General features: G+C 68.8%; 16 protein-coding genes. 12 read left to right on the forward strand and 4 right to left on the reverse strand.

Annotated features, from left to right (window positions below; translation table 11 throughout):
- Positions 1–150 precede the first annotated feature (150 nt).
- From ACFPCY_RS11120 to ACFPCY_RS11130, 3 genes are all read left to right on the forward strand, one after another.
- Positions 151–1500 (forward strand): sensor histidine kinase, encoded by a 1350-nt coding sequence (locus ACFPCY_RS11120; RefSeq protein WP_378254018.1) that lies wholly within the window; start codon positions 151–153, stop codon positions 1498–1500.
- Positions 1497–2102 carry a response regulator transcription factor gene (locus ACFPCY_RS11125; protein WP_378254020.1) on the forward strand — a complete coding sequence of 202 codons (606 nt, stop codon included), beginning with the start codon at positions 1497–1499 and terminating at the stop codon, positions 2100–2102. The genes ACFPCY_RS11120 and ACFPCY_RS11125 overlap by 4 nt, the downstream gene beginning before the upstream one ends.
- Positions 2103–2394: 292 nt before the next feature.
- Positions 2395–3081, forward strand: coding sequence for a hypothetical protein (locus ACFPCY_RS11130; RefSeq protein ID WP_378254022.1), 687 nt, complete (start codon positions 2395–2397; stop codon positions 3079–3081).
- Between the two features lie 179 nt (positions 3082–3260).
- Here the strand turns inward: ACFPCY_RS11130 and ACFPCY_RS11135 are convergent, their stop codons facing one another.
- Positions 3261–4691: a carboxylesterase/lipase family protein gene (locus tag ACFPCY_RS11135; RefSeq protein ID WP_378254024.1), complete on the reverse strand. Its 1431-nt coding sequence runs from the start codon at positions 4689–4691 to the stop codon at positions 3261–3263.
- 234 nt (positions 4692–4925) lie between these two features.
- Between ACFPCY_RS11135 and ACFPCY_RS11140 the strand changes: the two genes are divergently transcribed.
- The 4 genes from ACFPCY_RS11140 to ACFPCY_RS11155 all read left to right on the forward strand — a co-directional run bounded on the left by ACFPCY_RS11140 (position 4926) and on the right by ACFPCY_RS11155 (position 11442).
- Positions 4926–5918 carry a hypothetical protein gene (locus ACFPCY_RS11140; protein ID WP_378254026.1) on the forward strand — a complete coding sequence of 331 codons (993 nt, stop codon included), beginning with the start codon at positions 4926–4928 and terminating at the stop codon, positions 5916–5918.
- Positions 5915–6931 (forward strand): alpha/beta fold hydrolase, encoded by a 1017-nt coding sequence (locus tag ACFPCY_RS11145; RefSeq protein WP_378254028.1) that lies wholly within the window; start codon positions 5915–5917, stop codon positions 6929–6931. The genes ACFPCY_RS11140 and ACFPCY_RS11145 overlap by 4 nt, the downstream gene beginning before the upstream one ends.
- A 553-nt stretch (positions 6932–7484) precedes the next feature.
- Positions 7485–8651, forward strand: coding sequence for a pyridoxal phosphate-dependent aminotransferase (locus ACFPCY_RS11150; RefSeq protein ID WP_378254029.1), 1167 nt, complete (start codon positions 7485–7487; stop codon positions 8649–8651).
- A 976-nt stretch (positions 8652–9627) separates the two neighbouring features.
- Positions 9628–11442 carry a glycoside hydrolase family 31 protein gene (locus ACFPCY_RS11155; RefSeq protein WP_378254031.1) on the forward strand — a complete coding sequence of 605 codons (1815 nt, stop codon included), beginning with the start codon at positions 9628–9630 and terminating at the stop codon, positions 11440–11442.
- Positions 11443–11897: 455 nt separating this feature from the next.
- Here the strand turns inward: ACFPCY_RS11155 and ACFPCY_RS11160 are convergent, their stop codons facing one another.
- Positions 11898–12854: an STM3941 family protein gene (locus ACFPCY_RS11160; RefSeq protein ID WP_378254033.1), complete on the reverse strand. Its 957-nt coding sequence runs from the start codon at positions 12852–12854 to the stop codon at positions 11898–11900.
- A gap of 197 nt (positions 12855–13051) precedes the next feature.
- Between ACFPCY_RS11160 and ACFPCY_RS11165 the strand changes: the two genes are divergently transcribed.
- Genes ACFPCY_RS11165 through ACFPCY_RS11175 form a run of 3 tightly spaced genes read left to right on the forward strand, consistent with a single transcriptional unit; the run spans position 13052 to position 15121 of the window.
- Entirely contained in the window at positions 13052–13747 is a 696-nt protein-coding gene (locus ACFPCY_RS11165) for an SseB family protein (RefSeq protein ID WP_378254035.1), read from the forward strand.
- Between the two features lie 11 nt (positions 13748–13758).
- On the forward strand, positions 13759–14316 hold the full coding sequence (locus ACFPCY_RS11170) for a prepilin peptidase (protein ID WP_378254037.1): 558 nt from the start codon (positions 13759–13761) through the stop codon (positions 14314–14316).
- A gap of 46 nt (positions 14317–14362) precedes the next feature.
- Positions 14363–15121: a phytanoyl-CoA dioxygenase family protein gene (locus ACFPCY_RS11175; protein WP_378254039.1), complete on the forward strand. Its 759-nt coding sequence runs from the start codon at positions 14363–14365 to the stop codon at positions 15119–15121.
- Positions 15122–15269: 148 nt separating this feature from the next.
- Here ACFPCY_RS11175 and ACFPCY_RS11180 read toward each other — a convergent pair whose 3' ends face one another.
- Positions 15270–16184: an NADP-dependent oxidoreductase gene (locus ACFPCY_RS11180; RefSeq protein ID WP_378254040.1), complete on the reverse strand. Its 915-nt coding sequence runs from the start codon at positions 16182–16184 to the stop codon at positions 15270–15272.
- Positions 16185–16243: 59 nt separating this feature from the next.
- On the opposite strand from ACFPCY_RS11180, the gene ACFPCY_RS11185 reads away from it, so the two are divergent.
- Both ACFPCY_RS11185 and ACFPCY_RS11190 read left to right on the forward strand, forming a co-directional pair.
- Positions 16244–16642 carry a MerR family transcriptional regulator gene (locus tag ACFPCY_RS11185; RefSeq protein ID WP_378254042.1) on the forward strand — a complete coding sequence of 133 codons (399 nt, stop codon included), beginning with the start codon at positions 16244–16246 and terminating at the stop codon, positions 16640–16642.
- 326 nt (positions 16643–16968) lie between these two features.
- Positions 16969–18315: a DUF2252 domain-containing protein gene (locus tag ACFPCY_RS11190; RefSeq protein WP_378254044.1), complete on the forward strand. Its 1347-nt coding sequence runs from the start codon at positions 16969–16971 to the stop codon at positions 18313–18315.
- A gap of 560 nt (positions 18316–18875) precedes the next feature.
- Here the strand turns inward: ACFPCY_RS11190 and ACFPCY_RS11195 are convergent.
- Entirely contained in the window at positions 18876–19631 is a 756-nt protein-coding gene (locus ACFPCY_RS11195; protein ID WP_378254046.1) for a helix-turn-helix domain-containing protein, read from the reverse strand.
- Between the last annotated feature and the right edge of the window lie 10 nt (positions 19632–19641).

Here is a 19641-nt window from a genome sequence, read left to right on the forward strand (position 1 = left end):
TGGGAGCGTCCGTGCGCAGGCTGAGCGTTCCGTGCGCGGGCTGAGCGTTCCGTGCGCGGGCTGAGCGTTGCGTGCGCGGGCTGAGCGTTTGGCGCGCGGAACGTTCGTCGTTGACGGAAAGCTCGACAAGTAAGGTTTTCGCACATGGACGTGACCACATCAGCTGAGCTGGAACAACGCGCTGCCGCGCGGTTCGAGCGGTATCGGCGGGTCACGTACCGTTCATTCCTGCTCGCGGGCGCCGGGATCATCGGTCCGACCGTCATCGGCCTGTTCCTGGGGAATCGCGATGGCCGGCTCGCGATGCCGTTGCTCCTGCTCGGCGTCGCGGGGCTCGGCGTCCTGTTCTGGTTCTACATGCGGATCGTCCGGGACGGGCTGGACGGCGGGGCCGAACGCCGGGACGTCCTGGCGGGCGGTGCGGTGGCGCTGCTGCTGGCGCCGCTGATCGTCGCCCACCCGCTGGGAATCATGATTCCGTACTTCTGGTTGGCGGCGGTGGTGCTGTCACCGATGCGCTTGCGGACGATCGTCTGGCTCTGCCTAGCGATCGGAGCGGTCGAGGTGGCGTTCGCGACCGTGGGCTGGTCGCTGTCCGAGCACCGTCCGGTGCGCTGGTGGGTGCCGCCCGTCGCCTTCGTGGCGTTCGCCGGGTCCGCGGGCGTCGTCGCGTTCGTGAACCGGTACCAGCGCCGCATCTGGGACCTGCACGTCGAGACGCACGCCGTCCGGCAGGCGCTCGCGCGGGTCGCGGTGTCGGAGGAGCGGCTCCGGTTCTCCCGCGATCTCCACGACCTGCTCGGGCACAGCCTGTCGCTGATTGCGGTCAAGAGCGAGCTCGCGATGCGGATGACCGAATCCGATCCCGAGCGCGCCCGCGCCGAGATGTCCGATGTGCGGCGGACGGCCCGGGACGCGCTGCGCGAGGTCCGCGCGGCGGTCCGCGGGTATCGCGCGATCGAGCTGGACGCCGAGCTCGCCGGGGTCCGGGCGGTGCTGGAGACGGCGGGCGTCCGGTGCGAGGTCGGCCCCGTTCCGGACGACCTGCCGCCCGAGGTCCGCGCCGTCCTGGCCTGGGTGATCCGCGAGGGCGCGACGAACGTGATCAAGCACAGCGACGCGCGCTCCTGCGCGATCGGCCTGACCCGGTACGGTGGCACGGTGGTGCTGGAGCTGGCCAACGACGGCGTCCGCGGAGCATTCAGGACCGGCGTACGCGGAGCATCCGAGGGCGGACCAGCCACGGATTCCCGCGGCTCCGGGCCGGGACCCGAAACCGAGTCCGGATCTGGGTCGGGACCCGAATCCGGATCCGGGTCGGGATCCGGGGTCCGGGCCGGTGCCGAGCCCGTACCCGGCTCAGGGTTGGCGGGGCTCGGCGAGCGCGTGGCGGTCCTCGGCGGGGAACTGTCCGCCGGACCGGACGGCCGTGACCGGTTCCTCCTCCGCGCCGTCCTTCCGCTGGACGGATCGGTCCGCGCGCCGCAGGGGGCGTCGTGATCAGGATCCTGCTCGCGGACGACGAGCACCTCATCCGCGGCGCGGTCGCGGCGCTGCTGGGACTGGAACCCGACCTGGAAGTCGTCGCCGAGGTCGGCCGGGGCGACGAGGTCGCGGCCGCGGTCGCTGCCCACGATCCGGACGTGACCGTCCTCGATATCGACATGCCCGGAATGGATGGCCTGACGGTCGCCGAACGCCTGCACGAGGACGGCGCGCGCTCCGCCGTCTGCGTCCTGACCAGCTTCGCCCGGCCCGGCTACCTGCGCCGAGCCATGGCCGCCGGCGTGCGCGGCTTCGTCGCGAAGGACGCCCCGACCGACGAACTCGCCGCCGCGATCCGCAAGGTCCACGGCGGCGGCCGTTACCTGGACGCCGAACTCGCCGCCAGCGCGATGGCCGCCGGCGACAACCCCCTCACCGATCGCGAGCGCGAGATCCTCCGTCTGATCGGCGCGGGCACCGAGACGGCACGCATCGCGGAACTCCTGCATCTCTCCGAGGGAACGGTCCGCAACTACCTCTCCACGGCGATGACGAAGCTGAACGAACCCAACCGTGTGGCCGCCGTCCGCGCCGCCCGAGACATGGGCTGGATCTGACCTCCGGACGACTTCCCGTCCGTTTATGACGCAGCCGACGCCGTGCGAATTCGAGGCCTGAGCATGGGCCACTGCGAGACCGCGGACGCCCAGACACACCGCGATATCAACCTCGTAATAGCGCGCCGGGCCTATGCGGCCGAGTAGGTCCGCTAAAAGAAGCCGTCGGGTGTCCTGTCACTTAGTTCGGCCGGTTCGCCTTCCTCTGGACGTCTGAACTCCGCTCACCCGGTCGGCGGCATCCCTCTCGCGTTCGGATGCGCCGTTCCGCCTCACCCCCTATCATCGCTCGATGACCGATCTGAGCAGCTATGAACAGACCTGGATCGACGTCCTGGACGAGCTGAACAACTGCCCCGAGATCGAGGTCCTCAACGAGTACCGGGACATCGATCCCGAGATCGAGGACGCCGAGACCAGCGTCGGCACCGTCTCGTTCGTCACGGACATGCCGCTGGGACGGTCCTTCTACGACTGCCACCTGCGGTTCGAGTATCTCGGCAGCGCCTGGCAGAGCGCGGAAGGCGCGGACCACTTCATCGCCGGGGAGTTCTGCATGGAGCCCCTCGAGACCACCGTGCTGAACCGCCGACCGCTCGAACTCTGGGCGAACATGACACCTGAAGAAGAGCAACTCCAGTCCGAACTACGGGGCATCGACGGAACGCCCGAGTGGGGCACCGGACACCTCGCCGCCCTCAGAGTCCAGGCGGGTGTCGCCGAGCCCGAGATCTGGTTCGACAAGACCGGCGACGGCTATTACAAGCTGGATCTCGACTATCGGGGCTACCTGGACGCCCTACGCGTCACCAAGGGCACCTTCGGCTGGCAGTACCTGTTCGCCGGCACCTCGCTCAGGAACGACGACGGCACGGCAACGCGGCTCAGCACGATGCTCGAGCTGTTTCCGAAGTGGTTCCCGGATCACGATTACAAGCCGTTCCGGCAGCGTCTCGACATGGCCCTCAAGCGCCGTTGACGCAGCAGAGCCTGAGCATGTGCAACCAACCCGCCACGAGCCGCGATATCTGAATGCGATACGACTGCCTTCCGTGGCCGAGCCGGGGCCGCTTCGGGACTCCAGCTCACGGTCGGGTGACCTCGCGCCGTCCCCGTCCCCGTCTCGTCTTTCCCCGGCCCCCGCGATCGGACGAGACGTCAGCCGAGATTAAGAGCGTCCTTCCAGATCGGGATGGACGGTGCCACGGGGAGCGGCTCGTCCGTAATGGCGTCGCCCCACACGCGGGCGATCCGTGAGGACGTCTCATAGCGCGCCCAGCCGGGGTCTCCGGTCGCGGCGAAGGCCGTCCACGCCTTGCGGACGGCCTCGGACAGCGGCTCGAACCCGTCCGGCACCGGGGACCCCAGTTGCCGAATCGCGAAGCGCGAATCCGGAATTCCGAACACGAAGGGCACGTCGATCGAGTGTCCGGAACCACCCGCCGGGTTGCGCCAGGTGAAGTCGAACAGCCAGGTGCGTCCGGCGGCCGCGGCGTGCGCCTCCGCGACGAGCGTGGTCGGCATCCGGAACATGGCGTCCGAGAGGAGTCCCACGGCCAGCTCCACATCCCCGGCCTGCGGATACGCGGCCCGATACCGCCCGGCTCCGGCCGCGCCGAGTTTCGTCGACCCCGAAACCATTTCGGGGGTGAGCTCAGGCGGCACCGGGGACGGCAGGAACCCGCGCGACTCCTCGTGGACGAACCCGCAGACCAGCTCGACGTCCCGTCCGGCCGCGACCTGCTCCCACGGCGGCCCGGTCACCAGCTCACCGTCGATCACCGGCGCGAACGCCGTGACCGGCCGCGTCACCGGATCCACCGCCGCGTCCTGCGCGGCGAGGACGGCCTCGGGCGGCAGCGCCGCGAACCCCTCCCACGTCGCCTCGACCCCGGCCGCCGCCGCGATGATCCCGGTGATCTCGGTCGCCTCGTCCGGATCGATGTACCCCTCCGGAACGCTGTGCGCGATGGCCCGGCGGAACAGGCCACGCGCGGCGGGCACGCCCATCAACAGCGTGATCGACGCCGCCCCGGCCGACTGCCCGAACGCCGTGACCCGGTCCGGGTCGCCGCCGAACGCCGTGATGTTGCGCTGCACCCATTCCAGCGCGGCGATCTGGTCATGCAGCCCGCGGTTGTCCGGAACACCGGGAAGGTGTCCGAAACCCTCGAACCCCGTGCGGTAGTTGAACGTCACGACGACCACACCCGCCTGGGCGATCCGCGCCGCGTCGTAATGCGGCATCACGCTGGCCCCCACCCGCCACGCGCCGCCGTAGAACCACACCATGACGGGCAAACCGCCACCGCCGAGGTCGGGCGTCCACACATTGACGCTGAGACAGTCCAGCCCGTCCCCGGGATGCCAGACCGGCGGCGTGGTGGGCAACGGCGAAAGTTGCGGCGGGGGAGTACCGAATCGCGTGGCGTCCCGCACGCCGTCCCAAGCCTCCGCCGGAACGGACGGCCGAAACCTCAGTTCGCCCTCCGGAGCTGCCGCGTAAGGCACTCCCCGAAAGACCGCGAGCCCGTCCGCCTCAACCCCGCGCACCGCGCCCAGATCAGTCCGCGCCACCACATCAGTCACATTCCAGACGCTACCGCTCCCTCCTCTCCCGCATCAGCCCCTCTACCCCTCCGACAGACGCCCCGGACACCGCTCGAACCTGACCCCGTCGCTGGGCCGGGAGGAGCCGTGAGCGGTAGTCGGGCAGCGGAGGACGTGAACGACCGCTTCATGTCATTTTCACCGGATCCACCCAGGCGCGACGAAGATCGTCGGTACTCTGTCCCGGTTCCGGCACCGGGAGGACGAGACGACATGCCGCGCCGCACAGCGATCCTGGCCGCTACGGGCACTTTGACCGTGGGCGCCGCCCTCACCCCGTCCATCCCGGCCGCCGCGGCGACGCCGGATGCGAAACCGAAAGCCGCGACGTCGAACACCGCCGCGACACCGAAAGCGCAGGTTCTCGGGACGCCGACGGCGAAGGCCGCGTCGCTTCCGACCGTCGGCCCGTGGCAGGCGACCGGGTCGTACCTGGTCAGCAGCATCTTCCAGAACCAGGGCCTCGCGACCGTCCGCGCTCTCGGGGGCTCCCACCTCTGGTACACCGGGAACGTCGTCGCCCCGGACGCCCAGCTCAAGGGCTGGAACCACGTCGGCGATCCCGATTTCTCCCACGGTTACGTCGTCGAGCCGTACCAGTCCGGCGCCGCGACGCCGACCTCGAAGATGTTCCGCGTGTACGACACGGCACACGGCTTCCGGTCGTCCGATTTCGTGCACAAGCTCGTCCCCGGGGAGGCGATGAACAACTCCTTCGCCGCCGTCAGCCGGGACGGTCAGTGGCTGGTCTCCGGTGAGTGGGAGACCGAGAACCGCCTGCTCATCACCCCGATGCCGAGGGTCAACAAGTCCGCCGCCGACCCGTCGAAGGACCTTCCGCTCACCGGACGCGTCGTCCTCGACAAGCCCGTCCGAAACGTGCAGGGCTGCGTCTTCACCACCGCGACCCGCCTCGTCTGCTCCTCGGACGACGCGAACGGCATCGTAGGCGGCGTCGTCCGGCCGCTCCTCCAGATCGACCTCGCCAACGAGCCCGACGGCCGCGACGTCGCCGGGAAGGTCACCGCGCTCGGCAGGATTCCGCTGGTCAGCGCCTGCCAGGCGGACGCTCAGCACAGTTTCGAGACGGAGGGCTTGGACTATGACAGCGCGACGGGCGTCCTGCGCGTCGAGGTCGTCCAGCCCGGACTCTGCATCCCGCTGACCACCGTCTGGGAGTTCAAGAGCCGTACCTTGGGTTCGTGACCGACCAACTACCGCACAAAGCGTCCTCTCCGGACGTCGCGACGGCCGTGAGCGCCGCGCCCGTCCGAAAGACGCGGCTCCGGCGCTGGACTCGGCGGACGCTGCTGGTCATGGTGACCCTCTGGTGTCTGGTGACGGCGACGTGCATGGTCGTCGTCCTCACGACCGAGCAACGCGCCGCCGTCCCGGCCGGGCTGTCGTACGTCCAGGCCGGCGACGTCCGCACGCGGTACCGCGAGTGGGGGAGCGGAGGGAGTCCGGTCGTCCTCGTTCACGGCGCGTTCGAGTCGGCCGACGCATGGGCGCCCACCGCCGAAGTCCTCGGACGCACCCACCACGTCTACGCGATCGACCTCACCGGCAACGGTTACAGCGAACACAAATCGCCGTACAACGCCGCGCACATGGCGGACCAGGTCAATGCGTTCATCGCAGCCATGCACCTGACCAAGCCCGTCATCGTCGGACACTCCAGCGGCGCGGCCGTGGTCGCCGAGGCGGCGCTGCGCCGTCCGTCCGGCATCGGCGGCCTCATGCTCCTGGACGGCGATGCCCTGCTCACCGGCGCCGGCCAGAAGAACCCTGCCGCCTATGTGATCATCGACCCGTACCGGACGGCCGTCCTGCGCCTGGCCCTCCGCTCGGACTGGCTGGTCCGCACCGCCTACGCTCGCGCCTGCGGTCCCCGCTGCCCCCGCCTGGACGAACAAGGCGTCGACCAATGGCGCCGCCCCTTCATGGTCCCCGGCGCGGAAAAGGCCGTCTGGGAAATGCTGCGCAACGGCGTCGTCGGCATCCCGACCAAGCGCCTCGAACAACTCCGCTCCCTGACCATCCCGAAGTCCGTCGTCTTCGGCGCGGACGACTTCGTCTTCAGTAAATCCACTCCCGCCGAAACGGCCGCCCGCATAGGCGCCCCGCCCCCGACTCTCATTCCCCACGCCGAACACATGACCTTCGTCTCCGACCCGACGACCGTCGCCGCCGCAATAACCACCCTGACGCCTCACTAACGAGCCGGCCCTCCGCCTGCGTCCCCGTCAACAGAGCGTCCCCGCCTCCCGCGCCCCCGACGCTTCCTCCGTCCCCGCATCCCGCGACCTCGGCTTCCTCCGTCCCTGCGTCCTAGGACCCGGCGCTTCCGGAATTCCAACCCCACGTTTCAAACACGCCGGTCCACGTGCTCCACGACCAGCACCGCGCCAAAGAAAGACACTGTCCGGCTCATGTCGAGCACAACCGTCCACCCGACGGTCACACCTGGGACGTCATCGCACACGAATACCGAGTTCGGCCGTTCGCACTTCCTCTCGGCGCCCCGGACGACGCCAGAAGACCGCGTCCAACTCGAACTGATACCAAAGGCCGTGCGGTGGCCCGCGCGCTGTCGAACAACGCACCGATTCCACAGGCCGGCTCCCGTACCCAGACTTGTGCATGGCAGTTCGAAAGCACCTTCGACGTCAAGGCCTCAGCGCTGTCGGCGCCGCCCCGTTCGCTCACGCGCCCCAGGTTCGGCCGCGGTCGGGGAGGAGGCGAAGGCGGTGCGGCGGTTAGAGTGCCGGGGTGAGTGAGCCACTGGTCCGCCGGATGCGCGAGTTCGGCGAGACGATCTTCGCGGAGATGTCGGCGCTGGCGGTGCGGACCGGCGCGATCAACCTCGGGCAGGGTTTTCCGGACGAGTCGGGCCCCACCGCGATGCTGGAGCACGCGGCGGACGCCATCCTCGCCGGAGACAACCAGTACCCACCCGGTCCGGGCGTCCCGGAGTTGCGGGAGGCGGTCGCGGAGCAGCGGCGGGCCAGGTACGGGCTGGAGTACGACCCGGCGACCGAGGTGTTCGTGACCGTCGGCGCGACCGAGGGAATCGCCGCCGCGCTGCTGGGCCTGGCCGAGCCTGGCGACGAGGTGATCGTCTTCGAGCCGTACTACGACTCGTACGCCGCGATGATCGCGATGGCCGGGGCCGTCCGCCGGACGGTCACGCTGCGTCCCGAGCACGGTCGCTTCACCTTCGACCCGGACGAACTGCGCGCCGCCGTCACTCCGCGCACAAAGCTGATCATGGTGAACTCACCGCACAACCCGACCGGGACGGTGTTCAATCGCGCAGAGCTCGAGCAGATCGCGGCCGTCTGTCGCGAACACGACCTCGTGGCGATCACTGACGAGGTCTACGAATACCTGACCTTCGACGACGCCGAGCACATCAGCCTCGCCACCCTGGACGGGATGCGCGAGCGGACGGTCGTCATCTCGTCCACCGGCAAGACGTTTTCGGTGACGGGTTGGAAGACCGGCTGGGTATGCGCGCCCGCGCCGTTCGTGAACGCCGTCCGGACGGTTGCCCAGTTCGTCACGTTCACCGCCAGCGCTCCCTACCAGCGCGCGACCGCCTACGCGCTGCGCGAGGAGGGCGCCTGGGTGGAGAAGCTGCGCAAGTCTCTGCAGTCCAAACGCGACCGTTTGATCAGCGGGCTGGACGCGGCCGGATTCGAGACTCTGCGACCGCAGGGAACCTACTTCGTCCAAGCGGACATCCGCCCGCTCGGTTTCACCGACGGTCTGGAGTTGGCCCGCGCTCTTCCCGAACGTGCCGGAGTGGTCGCGATCCCGACCCAGGTGTTCTACGACCACGCCGAGGCCGGCGCCCACTTCGTCCGCTTCGCCTTCTGCAAACGCGAGGCCGTCATCGACGAGGCGGTAGAGCGCCTCCGCCGCCTCGCGCCCTAACCCCGGCGCTGAAAGCCCCGAGCAGCGGACGAAGACCTGAACCGCTGCCAACGAGCCGCAAGGCGCGACTCGTTCCTCCAAGCGGGGAAGCGTACGGACGAGCACGCAGCGAGACCGGTCGAGCACGGACGAGCACAACAGAACTATTCCGAGCGGAAATGAACAGGTTCGCACACTTGACGATTCGAGCGTGCCTTTGAACGCTTGAACGCCTCCCCGATCGGCGCAAGCCGCTGACGTGCTGAGATTGCGGGCGTTGAGCAGGCGGCGTGTTCATCAGGCGGCGTGTTGAGCCTGCGGGTGTCGCGCCGGCCGGTGCCATGAGCGGGTGCACTTCGCGTAGGGCCGGGGAGCGCAGAAACCATGCACACGGCCTGGGGCGAGCGGCGCGGATGGCGTGCACGGGGTGATGCCGTGTTGGGAGAGTGGGGCCGTCGTGCACGAAGTTGTGCGCACGCACGTGACGGATGAGCGATGTCTTGCGGACGGGGCAGGGCGCGGATCGGTTGCGCTGGGTGAGGGCGGAGATCGGATGGGTGGAGGGTGCTTCGGTTGAACAGTAGGGACGGTTGGGGGCGTGGTGAGTATTGATCTCCGGTGGTTGCGCACTTACGCTCGGGATGCTTGAGAAACGCTCACTATCGAGCATTCCTGTGAGGTGCCCGTGCCGCGTGTCACCCGACGCAGCCGTCCAGTAAACCGCCGGAGAAGAGGCACCGCAGCAGCCACCGCCGCTGCGGCTGCGCTCATCGCGCCCCTGACCGTTGTCGCAACTTCGCCCGCCCAAGCCGAGGCCGCCGGCGCCGCCGAGACCGGGGGCGCGGATGCCGCCCGCGTCGCCGTTCACCAGGACGCTCGAACGGTCAGCATCCGAGCTCGCGCCTACCGCATCGACATCGGACGCAGCCCCTTCTCGATCACGACACGCCGAGGCGGTAAGACCGTCCTCGCGACCGCGTCCAGCGGTGCGTTCGACGTGACCCGCGCGGACGGGTCGCACATCACGCCGACGAGCGTCCGCCAGGCTCGCTGGTCGCATGGGACGCTGAGTCTCGACGTCGCGACGTCCGACGCCGCGGCGACGCTCAACGTGAAGATCACGCCGTCCGCCGACCGGTACCGCGTGCAGACCGGAATCACCGGCGCGACGGCGACCGCCGCCGCGATGCATCTGGACATGGCGTCCGGAAAGCACTGGTACGGACACGGCGAGGCCAAGACCGACGCCGAGGGCGAACCCGACACGCGGCAGCCCTGGCCGCTGGACGCCGCGACCGGCAAGGAGCAGGTCAACGACACCGCGTTCGGACCGGCGTCCTACCTGATGATCGAGCCGTTCTGGTTCACCGCGACATCCGCCGGACTGTACGTGAACACCGGGAACCTGATGCACGTTTCGCTCGGTCGTGTTCATCCGGGCGTCGCGGACTTCGAGGTCACCGACACTTCGAACATGGACACGACCGTGTTCGTCGAACGAACACCGCGCGAGGTCTACCAGGACTACATCGGCATAGCGGGCAAGCCGCAGAAGATCGGCGCGACGCCCGCCCAGTTCGAGAAGCCGCTCTGGAACTCGTGGGCGCAGTTCTACTCCACGGTCGACCAGAAGGGCTTCCTCGACTACGCGCGTTCACTGCACGACGCGGGCGTCCCCGGCCACACCATGCAGCTGGACGACGGCTGGATGACCCATTACGGCGACTACACCTGGAACAGCAAGTTCCCCGACCCCAAGGGCATGTCCGACCAGATCCACGCCATGGGGTACCGGTTCGGCGTCTGGATCACCCAGTGGATCAACCTCGACGCCGACGACTACCAGGTCGCCAAGGACAAGGGATACCTTCTGAAGTCCAAGCAGGATCCGTCCCAGCCCTGCACCGTCACCTGGTGGAACGGCAAGGCCGGGCTCATCGACCTCGGCAACCCCGCCGCCTACAAGTGGTACGAGGACCAGCTCAAGAAGCTCCAGCGCGACTACGGCGTGGACGGTTTCAAGTTCGACACCCGCTTCTTCGATGAGCGTTGCGCCGCGTCCAACGGACTCGACGCCGCGGCCTACCGGAAGCTCGGCGCGGAACTCGCGCAGCAGTTCGACCTCCAGGGCGCCGGCATCCGCGTGCACTGGACGGGTGCGCAGAAATACGGTTTCGTCACCCGCACCGTCGACAAGGGCACCGACTGGGCCTCGCTGAACGCCGCCGTCAAGCAGAACCTCGCCGTTTCGGTCATCGGCTACCCGTTCGTCACGACCGACATGATCGGCGGTTCGGACAGCATGCCGCCGCCCTCCTCCGACGTCCTCGTCCGCTGGGCGCAGGCCGCCGCCGTCATGCCGATCGAGTACTCGTCGACCTCGCCGCTCAAGGTCTACGACTTCGTGAACAAGAAGTGGGTCACCTACCCGCCGGAAGTCGTCCGCGACTACGCCGCCGCGACCCGGCTGCACGCCGCGCTCGCGCCGTACATCCGCGTCCAGGCGGCCCGCGCCGTCCGGACGGGCGAACCGATCATGAAGCCGCTGTTCTTCCAGCACCCCGCGGACGCCGCGTCCTACACGGTCTCGGACGAGTGGCTCCTGGGCGACTCGCTGCTCGCCGCGCCCGTCCTCGCCTCCGGGACGACCCGGGACGTGCACCTGCCACCGGGCCGCTGGTACGACGTCGTCCGGCACCGCGTCATCAAGGGCGGTGACCTGCGCGGATACCGCGCCGACCTGCGCACCGTCCCGCTCTTCGTCCGCCTCGGCACCCCGGACACGGCCCACCTCCTCAAGATCCTCAAGTAACCGGTCCAGGGGCGATACGCCCGAACGACCTCCTGGTGAGGCCCCCACCAGGACAACGCGTGCGCCCGACCCGCCTACAAGCGGGCGGGCGCACGCCTTTGACATTCACCCGCCGAAGCTTCACGCCGTTTACCCCGGCCCCGTCGTTCCCTCTCCCGGCAACTTGCCCTTACCAGCATCTTCGGGCAGGCAGCCCACTCGGCCGCAGAGCGGACGCCCCCTCACCTGGCCAAATGTCCAAGCGCGCGAGCCAACGGGCCCCGCACGAACAAACGAACATGAGCAGCCTGGCTTGATCGGGCGCTCCTGCGGCGCGGGCTCGCCCCACCACCCTCAGTTCTGGACGCGCGCATTACCGAGACCGCAGTTGCTTCGTGCATGTGGCCGCCTCAGGTACGCCCTGCCTCTCAGAGGCGCGGCCGAGGGTGATCCGCGACGAGCGTTCGGAACACGTTTCAGCTGGAGCGGATGGGCAGTCCGGTCCAGGCGGAGGCCGTGGCGGCGATCGTGTGGGCCGTGGTGTCGGCGTAGTGGTCGCCGAAGCTCAGAGGGGTGCCGTATGCGCTCAGCGAGCGCTTCGCCGCTCTCCCATAGGCACCGGAGAGGTCGGCGATGAGCGCTTCCGGATCGTCCACGACGAGGGCGAGGACACGAGAGCCGCCGCGTCGTTCGTTCACCGTGATGACGCGGACGCCGGTCACCCTGTTCCAAGGGACGGTCTTGTTCCATCCAGGAACACGAACACCGTTTTCGGCCAGAACCACCATGGGGTTGTGCCTTCGCGCACGAATGAGCGTCCAGAGGAGCAAAGCGAGGACGATCACCGCGCCCACTCCGCACACGGCGACCGCGGCGATGCTCCGGTCGAACGCCGCCAGCATCGCCGCAGCGATCGCCAGCGCCAGCGCGATTCCGCCGAAGCGGACGACGAGCTTGCCCAGTGCGAGCCGGACCTCCAACCGTTCGACCCCTCCGGCCGCGGCTGCGGGTGTCTCAGGGGCCGTCCCGAGGTGGACGTCGCCTGCCTCGAACCGCCTCCCGCTGGACGTGTTGCTTCGAACGGACTCGTTCAAGGTGATGATCCGACTGAACGCGATCACACGTCCGCGCCCCCAGACGAACAAACCGAACACGAAGGGCACGGTGAGAACGATCGCGATCGCCACGACCTCTCCGTTGCCGAAGGCGCCCGCCGCCTTCAGCAAGCCGAGGGAACCGCCGAGGATCACAACGTAGACCAGGAGCGCGATCCGCATCTGCGCGCGAACCCGGCGGAGTTGTAGCCGGGCGAAGTTGACCGCGATCCACTGCGCTTCAGGCTCCCCGGCGCGGCCGGTCCTGAGGATCTCGCGGCGGATGAAAGGGGCGAGCGCGAGCCAGCGAGCGCGCAGCTCAGAGGCCTGATCGGACACGTGGAGCTCCCAGCAGGAGGGCGAAGGCCATCCACGGGACGGACGCGGAGCGCGTCCGGGCAGGTCGGCAGGGACGGCGGGAAACCTGCGGATTACATCACATCCGGCGTTTCGCGGCGAGCCGCCCGCAGCGTCCATCACGGGACGTGCCGGGCTCATGTCCCAACGTGACCGCCGGACGCAGTAACCTTCGTGCCGTGCCGGACCTGACCATTCCCGAACCCCAGTTCCCCGACGACGACGGGAGCGCGGACCCCCGACTGCGGGACGCGCTCGCCGCCTACGCGGCGGGACGGGTCGGCGGTCACGTGGTGCTCCAGGAGATCGTCGGCAGACGTTTGCTCGTGCCGATCGTGGCCGTCCTCACCGAGGAGGAGGACGTCGCGCCGGGCGAGCTGCGGCGGGAGAAGTCCAGCGACATGGCCCTGCCCACGCTCGTCGGCGAGGACGGGCGGCGCGGCGTGCTCGGGTTCACGTCCATGGAGTCGATGGCGGCGTGGCGACCGGACGCGCGGCCCGTCGCGGTCACCGCGCAGCAGGCGGCCGCGGCCGCGCTCGACGACAACGCGCACGCGCTGGTCGTGGACGTCGCGGGTCCCGTCCCGTTCGCCGTGGACGGTCTGCGCCTGCACCTGCTCGCCGAGGGACGGCCCATCCCGCCCCCGCACGAAGACCCGGACGTGCTCGCCGCGATCGATGCGGCATTCGGAGCGGAACCGAGCGTTCAGGGTGTTCGAGTGTTCAAAGGTGAGCACACGGACCTTTCTGTTCGGTTCGCGGTCGCGCCGGGTCATGACGAGCGGGTGACCGCGCAGCGGGTGTCCGACCGGCTGGCCGAGGTCCTCCGCGGACGTATCGTCGGCGGCGTCGAGCTGAGCGTTTTCCGCCACTAGGCTGCGAGGCCATGAGTCCCCCCGTGTGGTCGGTCCGAGCCGACTGGACCGAGCCGTTGCGCAGCGCGTGGACGCTCGCGGGGTGTGTCGCGCTCGCCTCGGTCCTGGCAGTTCGCGTCGGGTTCGGGGCGGCGCTACCGGCATTCGCGTTTCTCGGTGTCCTGTGCGTGCTGCTCGGCGTCGTGGACGTGGCGCTGAAGCGGCTGCCGGATCCGTTGACCCTGCCGTCCCTTCCCATCGCGGCCGTCCTGCTCGTGATCGCCGATCCCTCCCGCTGGGTGGGGATGCTCGCGGGCTCGGGTCTGCTCTTCCTCGTGTTCGCCGTGCAATGGTTCATCGTTCCGAACGCGATCGGACTCGGCGATGTGAAACTCGCCCCCGTCCTGGGTCTCTACCTCGGCTGGCTCGGCCGGGCCGGGTGGATCACGGGCCTGTTCGGCATGTTCGTTCTCGGTGGTCTGTTCGCTTTGGGGCTGATGTTGCTCCGCTGCGCAGGACGCAAGGACCAGATCCCCTACGGACCGTTCATGCTGGCCGGCACGCTGCTCGCGGTGTTCCTCCACGCCTGAATATTCGCTGGACGGGCCGCCGGGCCCTCCGGCAGGCTGCGCGACGATGGACATCGAAAGCTTCATTCGCACAGGTTTCGTTCACCTCCCCGAGGCGTTCCCGCGCGCCGTCGCCGACGAGGCCCGCGCGCTGCTCTGGCAGGCGTCCGGCTGCGACCCGGACGATCGGACGACCTGGACTCGACCGGTCATCCGCCTCGTCGACGAGGGACAGCAACCGTTCCGCGAGGCCGCGCAGAGCCCGCGCCTGCTCGAGGCCTACGACCTTCTCGTGGGGGAAGGACGATGGGTGCCGAGGCGGACGGTCGGCGGCAGCGTCGCCGTGCGCTTCCCCTCGGACGACGCCCCGGGCGACGACGGCTGGCACATCGAGTCGAGCTTCCCCGGACCCGACCCGTCCGATTACATGACCTACCGCGTGAACCTGAACTCGCGCGGGCGCGCCCTGCTCGTCCTTTTCCTTTTCTCGGACGTGAGCGAACACGACGCTCCGACCCGCATCCGCGTCGGCTCGCACATGGACGTCCCGCCGCTCCTGGAACCCGCGGGGGAAGACGGACTCGCTTTCATGGAAATCGCGCAAAAGGCCGCAGCCGCGACTGAGTACCGGGAAGTAGCCCTGGCGACGGGGCGCGCGGGCGACGTCTACCTGTGCCACCCCTTCCTCGTCCACGCCGCCCAACGCCACTCCGGCGACACGGTGAAGTTCATGGCCCAGCCCGGCCTGGAGCCCGCCGTCCCCTTGTCCGTGGACGGCCCGTCCCCCGTCGAACAAGCCATCCGTCGAGGCCTCGCCGGCCTCTGAAAGCCGAGTCCCGCGACCGCCACAGTTCACGGATTGCGGCATAGAGGCAGCTCGTCCCGTTTCCGTCCCTCCGAGTCGTCTATGCCACTGGCGGTCGAACTCGCGAACGGTGTCCAGGGGGATGGGCGGTGGGCTCGGCTCCCGCGCGTCAGGCAGGTGGCCTGTCGTCTGGAGTGAAGGTGATGACGATCTTGCCGAGGTGGCCGCCGGACTCGAAGATCTCATGGGCCTTGCGGACGTCCTCGACGGGGTAGGTGGCGGCCACGCGCAGGCGTAGGTCGCCGCGGTCCACGAGGCCGGCGAGTTCGGCCAGTTGTTCACCGCTCTGCTCGACGTATGAAGTGGACGCCTCGGGGATGCTCGGAAGCGGATCGTCTGTGATCGATACATAGCGTCCGCCGGGTGCCAGGACTCGTGTCACGTGCGGGCCACCGGTGTGGAGGACCGCCTGGTAGGAGGCATCTGGCAGTGTGCTCGGATCGGATGCGGCGGTCTCTACGCCCAGCTCGCGGGCGGCGTTCAAATGTTCAGGACGCGATACCAGGCCGTCCACCCGAGCACCTGTGCGGCGGGCCAGCTGGACTGCCAGCCCGCCGACGCCGCCCACGGCTCCGATGATCAGTATTCGATCGTCTGCGTTCGCCTGCGCCTTTTCGAGGGCTTGGAGCGCGGTCAGGCCGGCGAGCGGAAGTGTCGCGGCTTCCGTGAAGCGGACGCTGATCGGGGCGGGGGCGAGCAGGTCACCGGGCAGGGCGACCAGGTCGGCCCAGGTGCCGCGCTTGGTGGCCATCTGTGCGGACATGGCGATCACTCGATCACCCGGACGGAAGCGAACGTCATCGCTCACCGCGACCGTTCCGGCGAGGTCCCAGCCCAGCGTGGCGGGCAGGTCGCCGATCTGCCATTCGCGAGTCTTCCAGTCCACGGGGTTGAGGCTGCTCGCGGCCGTGCGCACCAGGACCTCGCCCGGGCCGAGCCGTGGCGCGGCCACATGCCGCACTTCGAGGACCTCCGGTCCGCCGTGTCGGTCGATCTGGACGGCTCGCACTTTCTCACTGCTCATGCTGAGGACGCTAAAGTCTCACACAGATGTGAGAGTCAAGTCGTGGTGAGTGAGGTCACATGCGCATCGGAGAATTGGCCCGTCGGACCGGCGTGCCCGAACGGCTGCTTCGCTACTACGAGGAGCAGGGACTTCTTCGTCCCGCTCGCCGCCCGAGCGGCTACCGCGAGTACGCCGAAGCGGACGTCGACACCGTCCGCCGAATCCGAAGCCTTCTCGCCGCCGGGCTCAACACCGCGACGATCGCGACCGTCCTTCCCTGTCTGGGAGAGGAAGCCGACCATCTCGTCCCCACCTGCCCGGACCTGGTCACCGACCTCTGCCGGGAACGCGACCGCATCACGGCGGCCATCACCGAGCTCGAGAACTCCCGATCCCTTCTGGAACGAGTCATCAACGCGGCGCCGGCCGAGGTGACCCTCCAAGCCCGGAACAACCTCTCCGCATCAAGTCGCTGAGCGAACGATCAAAGAGGTTCGAACGCTCGGAGATGGTGCAGAGCGATCGTTTCGGCGGCTTGTTCCCACGGGGACTGACGCCAGTGCGGTGAGCGGTGCTGAGAGGAACCGTCAGCGGGGCTGTTTGATGGGTTTTCTGGCCTTCGATGGGGTGGAGGTGGGAACGAGGCGACCGGCGGGCTCGTCCGGCCGGATGCTGGAGCTGGCAGGGCGGACTGTGCGAGATAGCCCGTGTTTGCGGGGTTTTGCGGGACTCTGGACCGGCAGAATAGGCGCGTTGTCCTGCCGGAAGAGGCGGGACGGAGGCCCGCATGGAGGAGTGCCGGATGGCGAGCATCACCGAGGTTCTGCGCGACCTGACGCCTGAGGAGCGTCAGGAGCGGATCGTGGACGTCCTCGTGGAGGCGTACCGCGACCTGATGCGGCGCAGCCCGGCGGAGTTCCGGCGCCGGTTCCGCCGCATGGCGGCCGACCCGTTCGCGTTCTATCGAGGCAGCGCCCCGCTCTTCTACGCGGACATCGTGCGCGACGACGACCCTTGGGCGGACGAACGGACGTCCCGCGTCTGGATCCAGGGTGATCTGCACGCGCAGAACTTCGGCACGTACATGAGCGCCGACGGCGTGTTCGTGTTCGATGTGAACGATTTCGATGAGGCGTATCTCGGGCACTTCACCTGGGACGTGAAGCGGTTCGTGGCCAGCCTGGCGCTGCTGGCGTGGGGAAAGGCGATCTCGGACGCGTCCATCCGGCGGCTGATCGAAACGTACGTGCGGGCGTACGTGGACCAGGTCCGATACTTCGCCACGCACGAAGGCGATGAGAAGTTCGCCATCACGCTGGACACCGCCGACGGTTACGTTCGAGACGTCCTGATCGATGCGCTCAGGTCCACGCGCGTCGCGCTTCTGGACTCGATGACGCTGGTCGAGCGGGACGAGCGGCGCTTCGCGGACGGCCCGGGCGTGCGGCGGCTCGACGACGCCGAACGTGCGCGGGTAGAGAAGGCGTACGAGGGCTACCTGGACACGATCCCGCACGACCGGCGCTTCGGCAGCCTGACGTACACGGTGAAGGACGTCGTCGGCTCGTCCGGCTTCGGGATCGGCTCGGCGGGGCTGTCGTCCTACACGATCCTCGTCGAGGGCAAGACGCAGGCGCTGGAGAACGATGTCGTTCTGTCGATGAAGCAGGGCAACGTCGCGGCTCCCTCGCGCGTGGTGGACGACCCGGTCATCCGCGACTACTTCCAGCATCACGGGCACCGCACGGCGGTTTCGCGGCGCGCCCTCCAGGCCGCCACCGACCCGTGGCTCGGCTACGCCGAACTGGACGGCATCGGCTACGTCGTCCAGGAACTCTCTCCGTACGAGGCCGACCTCGACTGGTCCGCGCTCACCGAGCCGGACGAGATGGTCCCCGTCCTGGAGCACCTGGGTCGCGCCACCGCCAAGATCCACTGTGTTTCCGACCGCGACTCCGACCACACCTTGGTCGGGTTCCAGGTCGAGGAGGCCGTGTCCGCCGCGATCGGCCCGGACGAGAACGACTTCGTCGAGGCGATGGTCGCCTTCGGCACCGGCTATGCCGCCATCGTCCGCGACGACCACCGCCTGTTCGTGGACGCCTTCCGTTCTCGCCAGGGTCCCTTGGCGATGCTCTGGGAGTCCTGACCTCGGGGGACGCGACACTTCGGTGACGCGACCCGCTCGGCGGCGTCGAGCCCCTCGGGCGCCGGGTGGCGGCTTCGGGCGCGATGTTCGAGCCGACGCCGCCGGGCGAGTCGTGTTCATGTGTGAGCGTCGATCGTTTGCTGTTCGTGTGTGAACACCGATCGTTCGCTGTTCGCCGAGCGCACTGGCGGCGGACTGGGAAGACGCCTGGGCTGTTCAGCCTGCATTGGCCGTGCGGGGACGTGCGTGGGCGTCGGTGGTTCGAGAGATTGAGTTCGTGCCAGCGCTTCGAGGATGTGCGTGGGCGATGGGGGCCACGCGTGAGGAGTGGGCGGGGCGGAGTGCGTGTGAGCGGTGATGCAGGGCGTGCGTGCGCAATCTTGATTGAGGATGTGCATGCTCGATGAGCGTTGCGGTGTGGGGGTGCGCCTGAGGTTTGGCAGTGTGCGTGCGCCCTGGATTCCGCGCATGGGAGGTGCGGAAGGTGATCGCTCGGGCGTTCGGTGTTCGCGGTGATCGAGTTTTGATCGTCTGAGCGTTCGGTCGGGGGCGGTGGTGCTTCAGCAGGTGGACGGAGTGGGGAGCCGGCCCGCGAAGAAGGCGGCGGGGGAGACGCCGAGCATGGCGCGGAAGTCCGCCGTCATATGGGACTGGTCGTAGTAGCCGGTGGTCGCAGCGAGTTGGGCGAGACGTTCGGAGGAGCCCTTGGTCAGCGCGGCGCGCAGGCGGTTGATGCGGGTGAACACCTTCGGTGGCAGTCCTGCGTTCTCGGTGAACAGACTCCGGAGGCGGCGCTCGCTGATGGCCAGGCGATGCGCGAGGTCGGGCAAGCGGGTCGGTCGCGCGGACGCCAGGTCGTGTGCCGCCGCGTGGACGAGGCGTGCGTCGTTCGAAAAGCGAACGTTCGGCGAGGAGTCGGGGCTGTGCGTCGATTGGGCTACGAGTTTCGCGCGCAACGCCGCGTCGAGTTGCTCGGCGATCAGTGCCGGATCGCCGTCGAGAGTGCTGAGGCGGTGCTCCAGATGCGATGCGTCCGCCGGATGCCAGACGTCGGTGAGCGGGACGACTCGATCCACCAGTTCGGTGATCGGCATGCCCAGGGCGGCGCGTGCCACGCCGGGACGCAGCCGCGCTCGGACGCAGACGGGCAGGTCCTTGCCGGAGAAGTAGGCGGCGCGGGTGCGCGGACCGGCTACCAGCAGGTCGGCCCGTCCTGTCGTGGTGAGGCGGAAGATCAGCGAGGTGGCGGTGTCCGGCAGATGCGTGAGCCCGGCTGCGGCCGTGGCGCTCAGCTCCTCCACCGCGTCGATCAACACGCCCTCACGC

It is taken from the genome of Actinomadura gamaensis, assembly GCF_042652125.1.
GTDB classification, from domain to species: Bacteria; Actinomycetota; Actinomycetes; order Streptosporangiales; family Streptosporangiaceae; genus Spirillospora; species Spirillospora gamaensis.

What these genes read in the sequence shown, in the direction of transcription:
- ACFPCY_RS11190 (WP_378254044.1), top strand. Translation starts at nt 16,969, where the DNA reads ATGGCGAGCATCACCGAGGTTCTGCGCGACCTGACGCCTGAGGAGCGT.
- ACFPCY_RS11180 (WP_378254040.1), bottom strand. Translation starts at nt 16,184, where the DNA reads ATGAGCAGTGAGAAAGTGCGAGCCGTCCAGATCGACCGACACGGCGGA.
- ACFPCY_RS11170 (WP_378254037.1), top strand. Translation starts at nt 13,759, where the DNA reads ATGAGTCCCCCCGTGTGGTCGGTCCGAGCCGACTGGACCGAGCCGTTG.
- ACFPCY_RS11175 (WP_378254039.1), top strand. Translation starts at nt 14,363, where the DNA reads ATGGACATCGAAAGCTTCATTCGCACAGGTTTCGTTCACCTCCCCGAG.
- ACFPCY_RS11185 (WP_378254042.1), top strand. Translation starts at nt 16,244, where the DNA reads ATGCGCATCGGAGAATTGGCCCGTCGGACCGGCGTGCCCGAACGGCTG.
- ACFPCY_RS11130 (WP_378254022.1), top strand. Translation starts at nt 2,395, where the DNA reads ATGACCGATCTGAGCAGCTATGAACAGACCTGGATCGACGTCCTGGAC.
- ACFPCY_RS11140 (WP_378254026.1), top strand. Translation starts at nt 4,926, where the DNA reads ATGCCGCGCCGCACAGCGATCCTGGCCGCTACGGGCACTTTGACCGTG.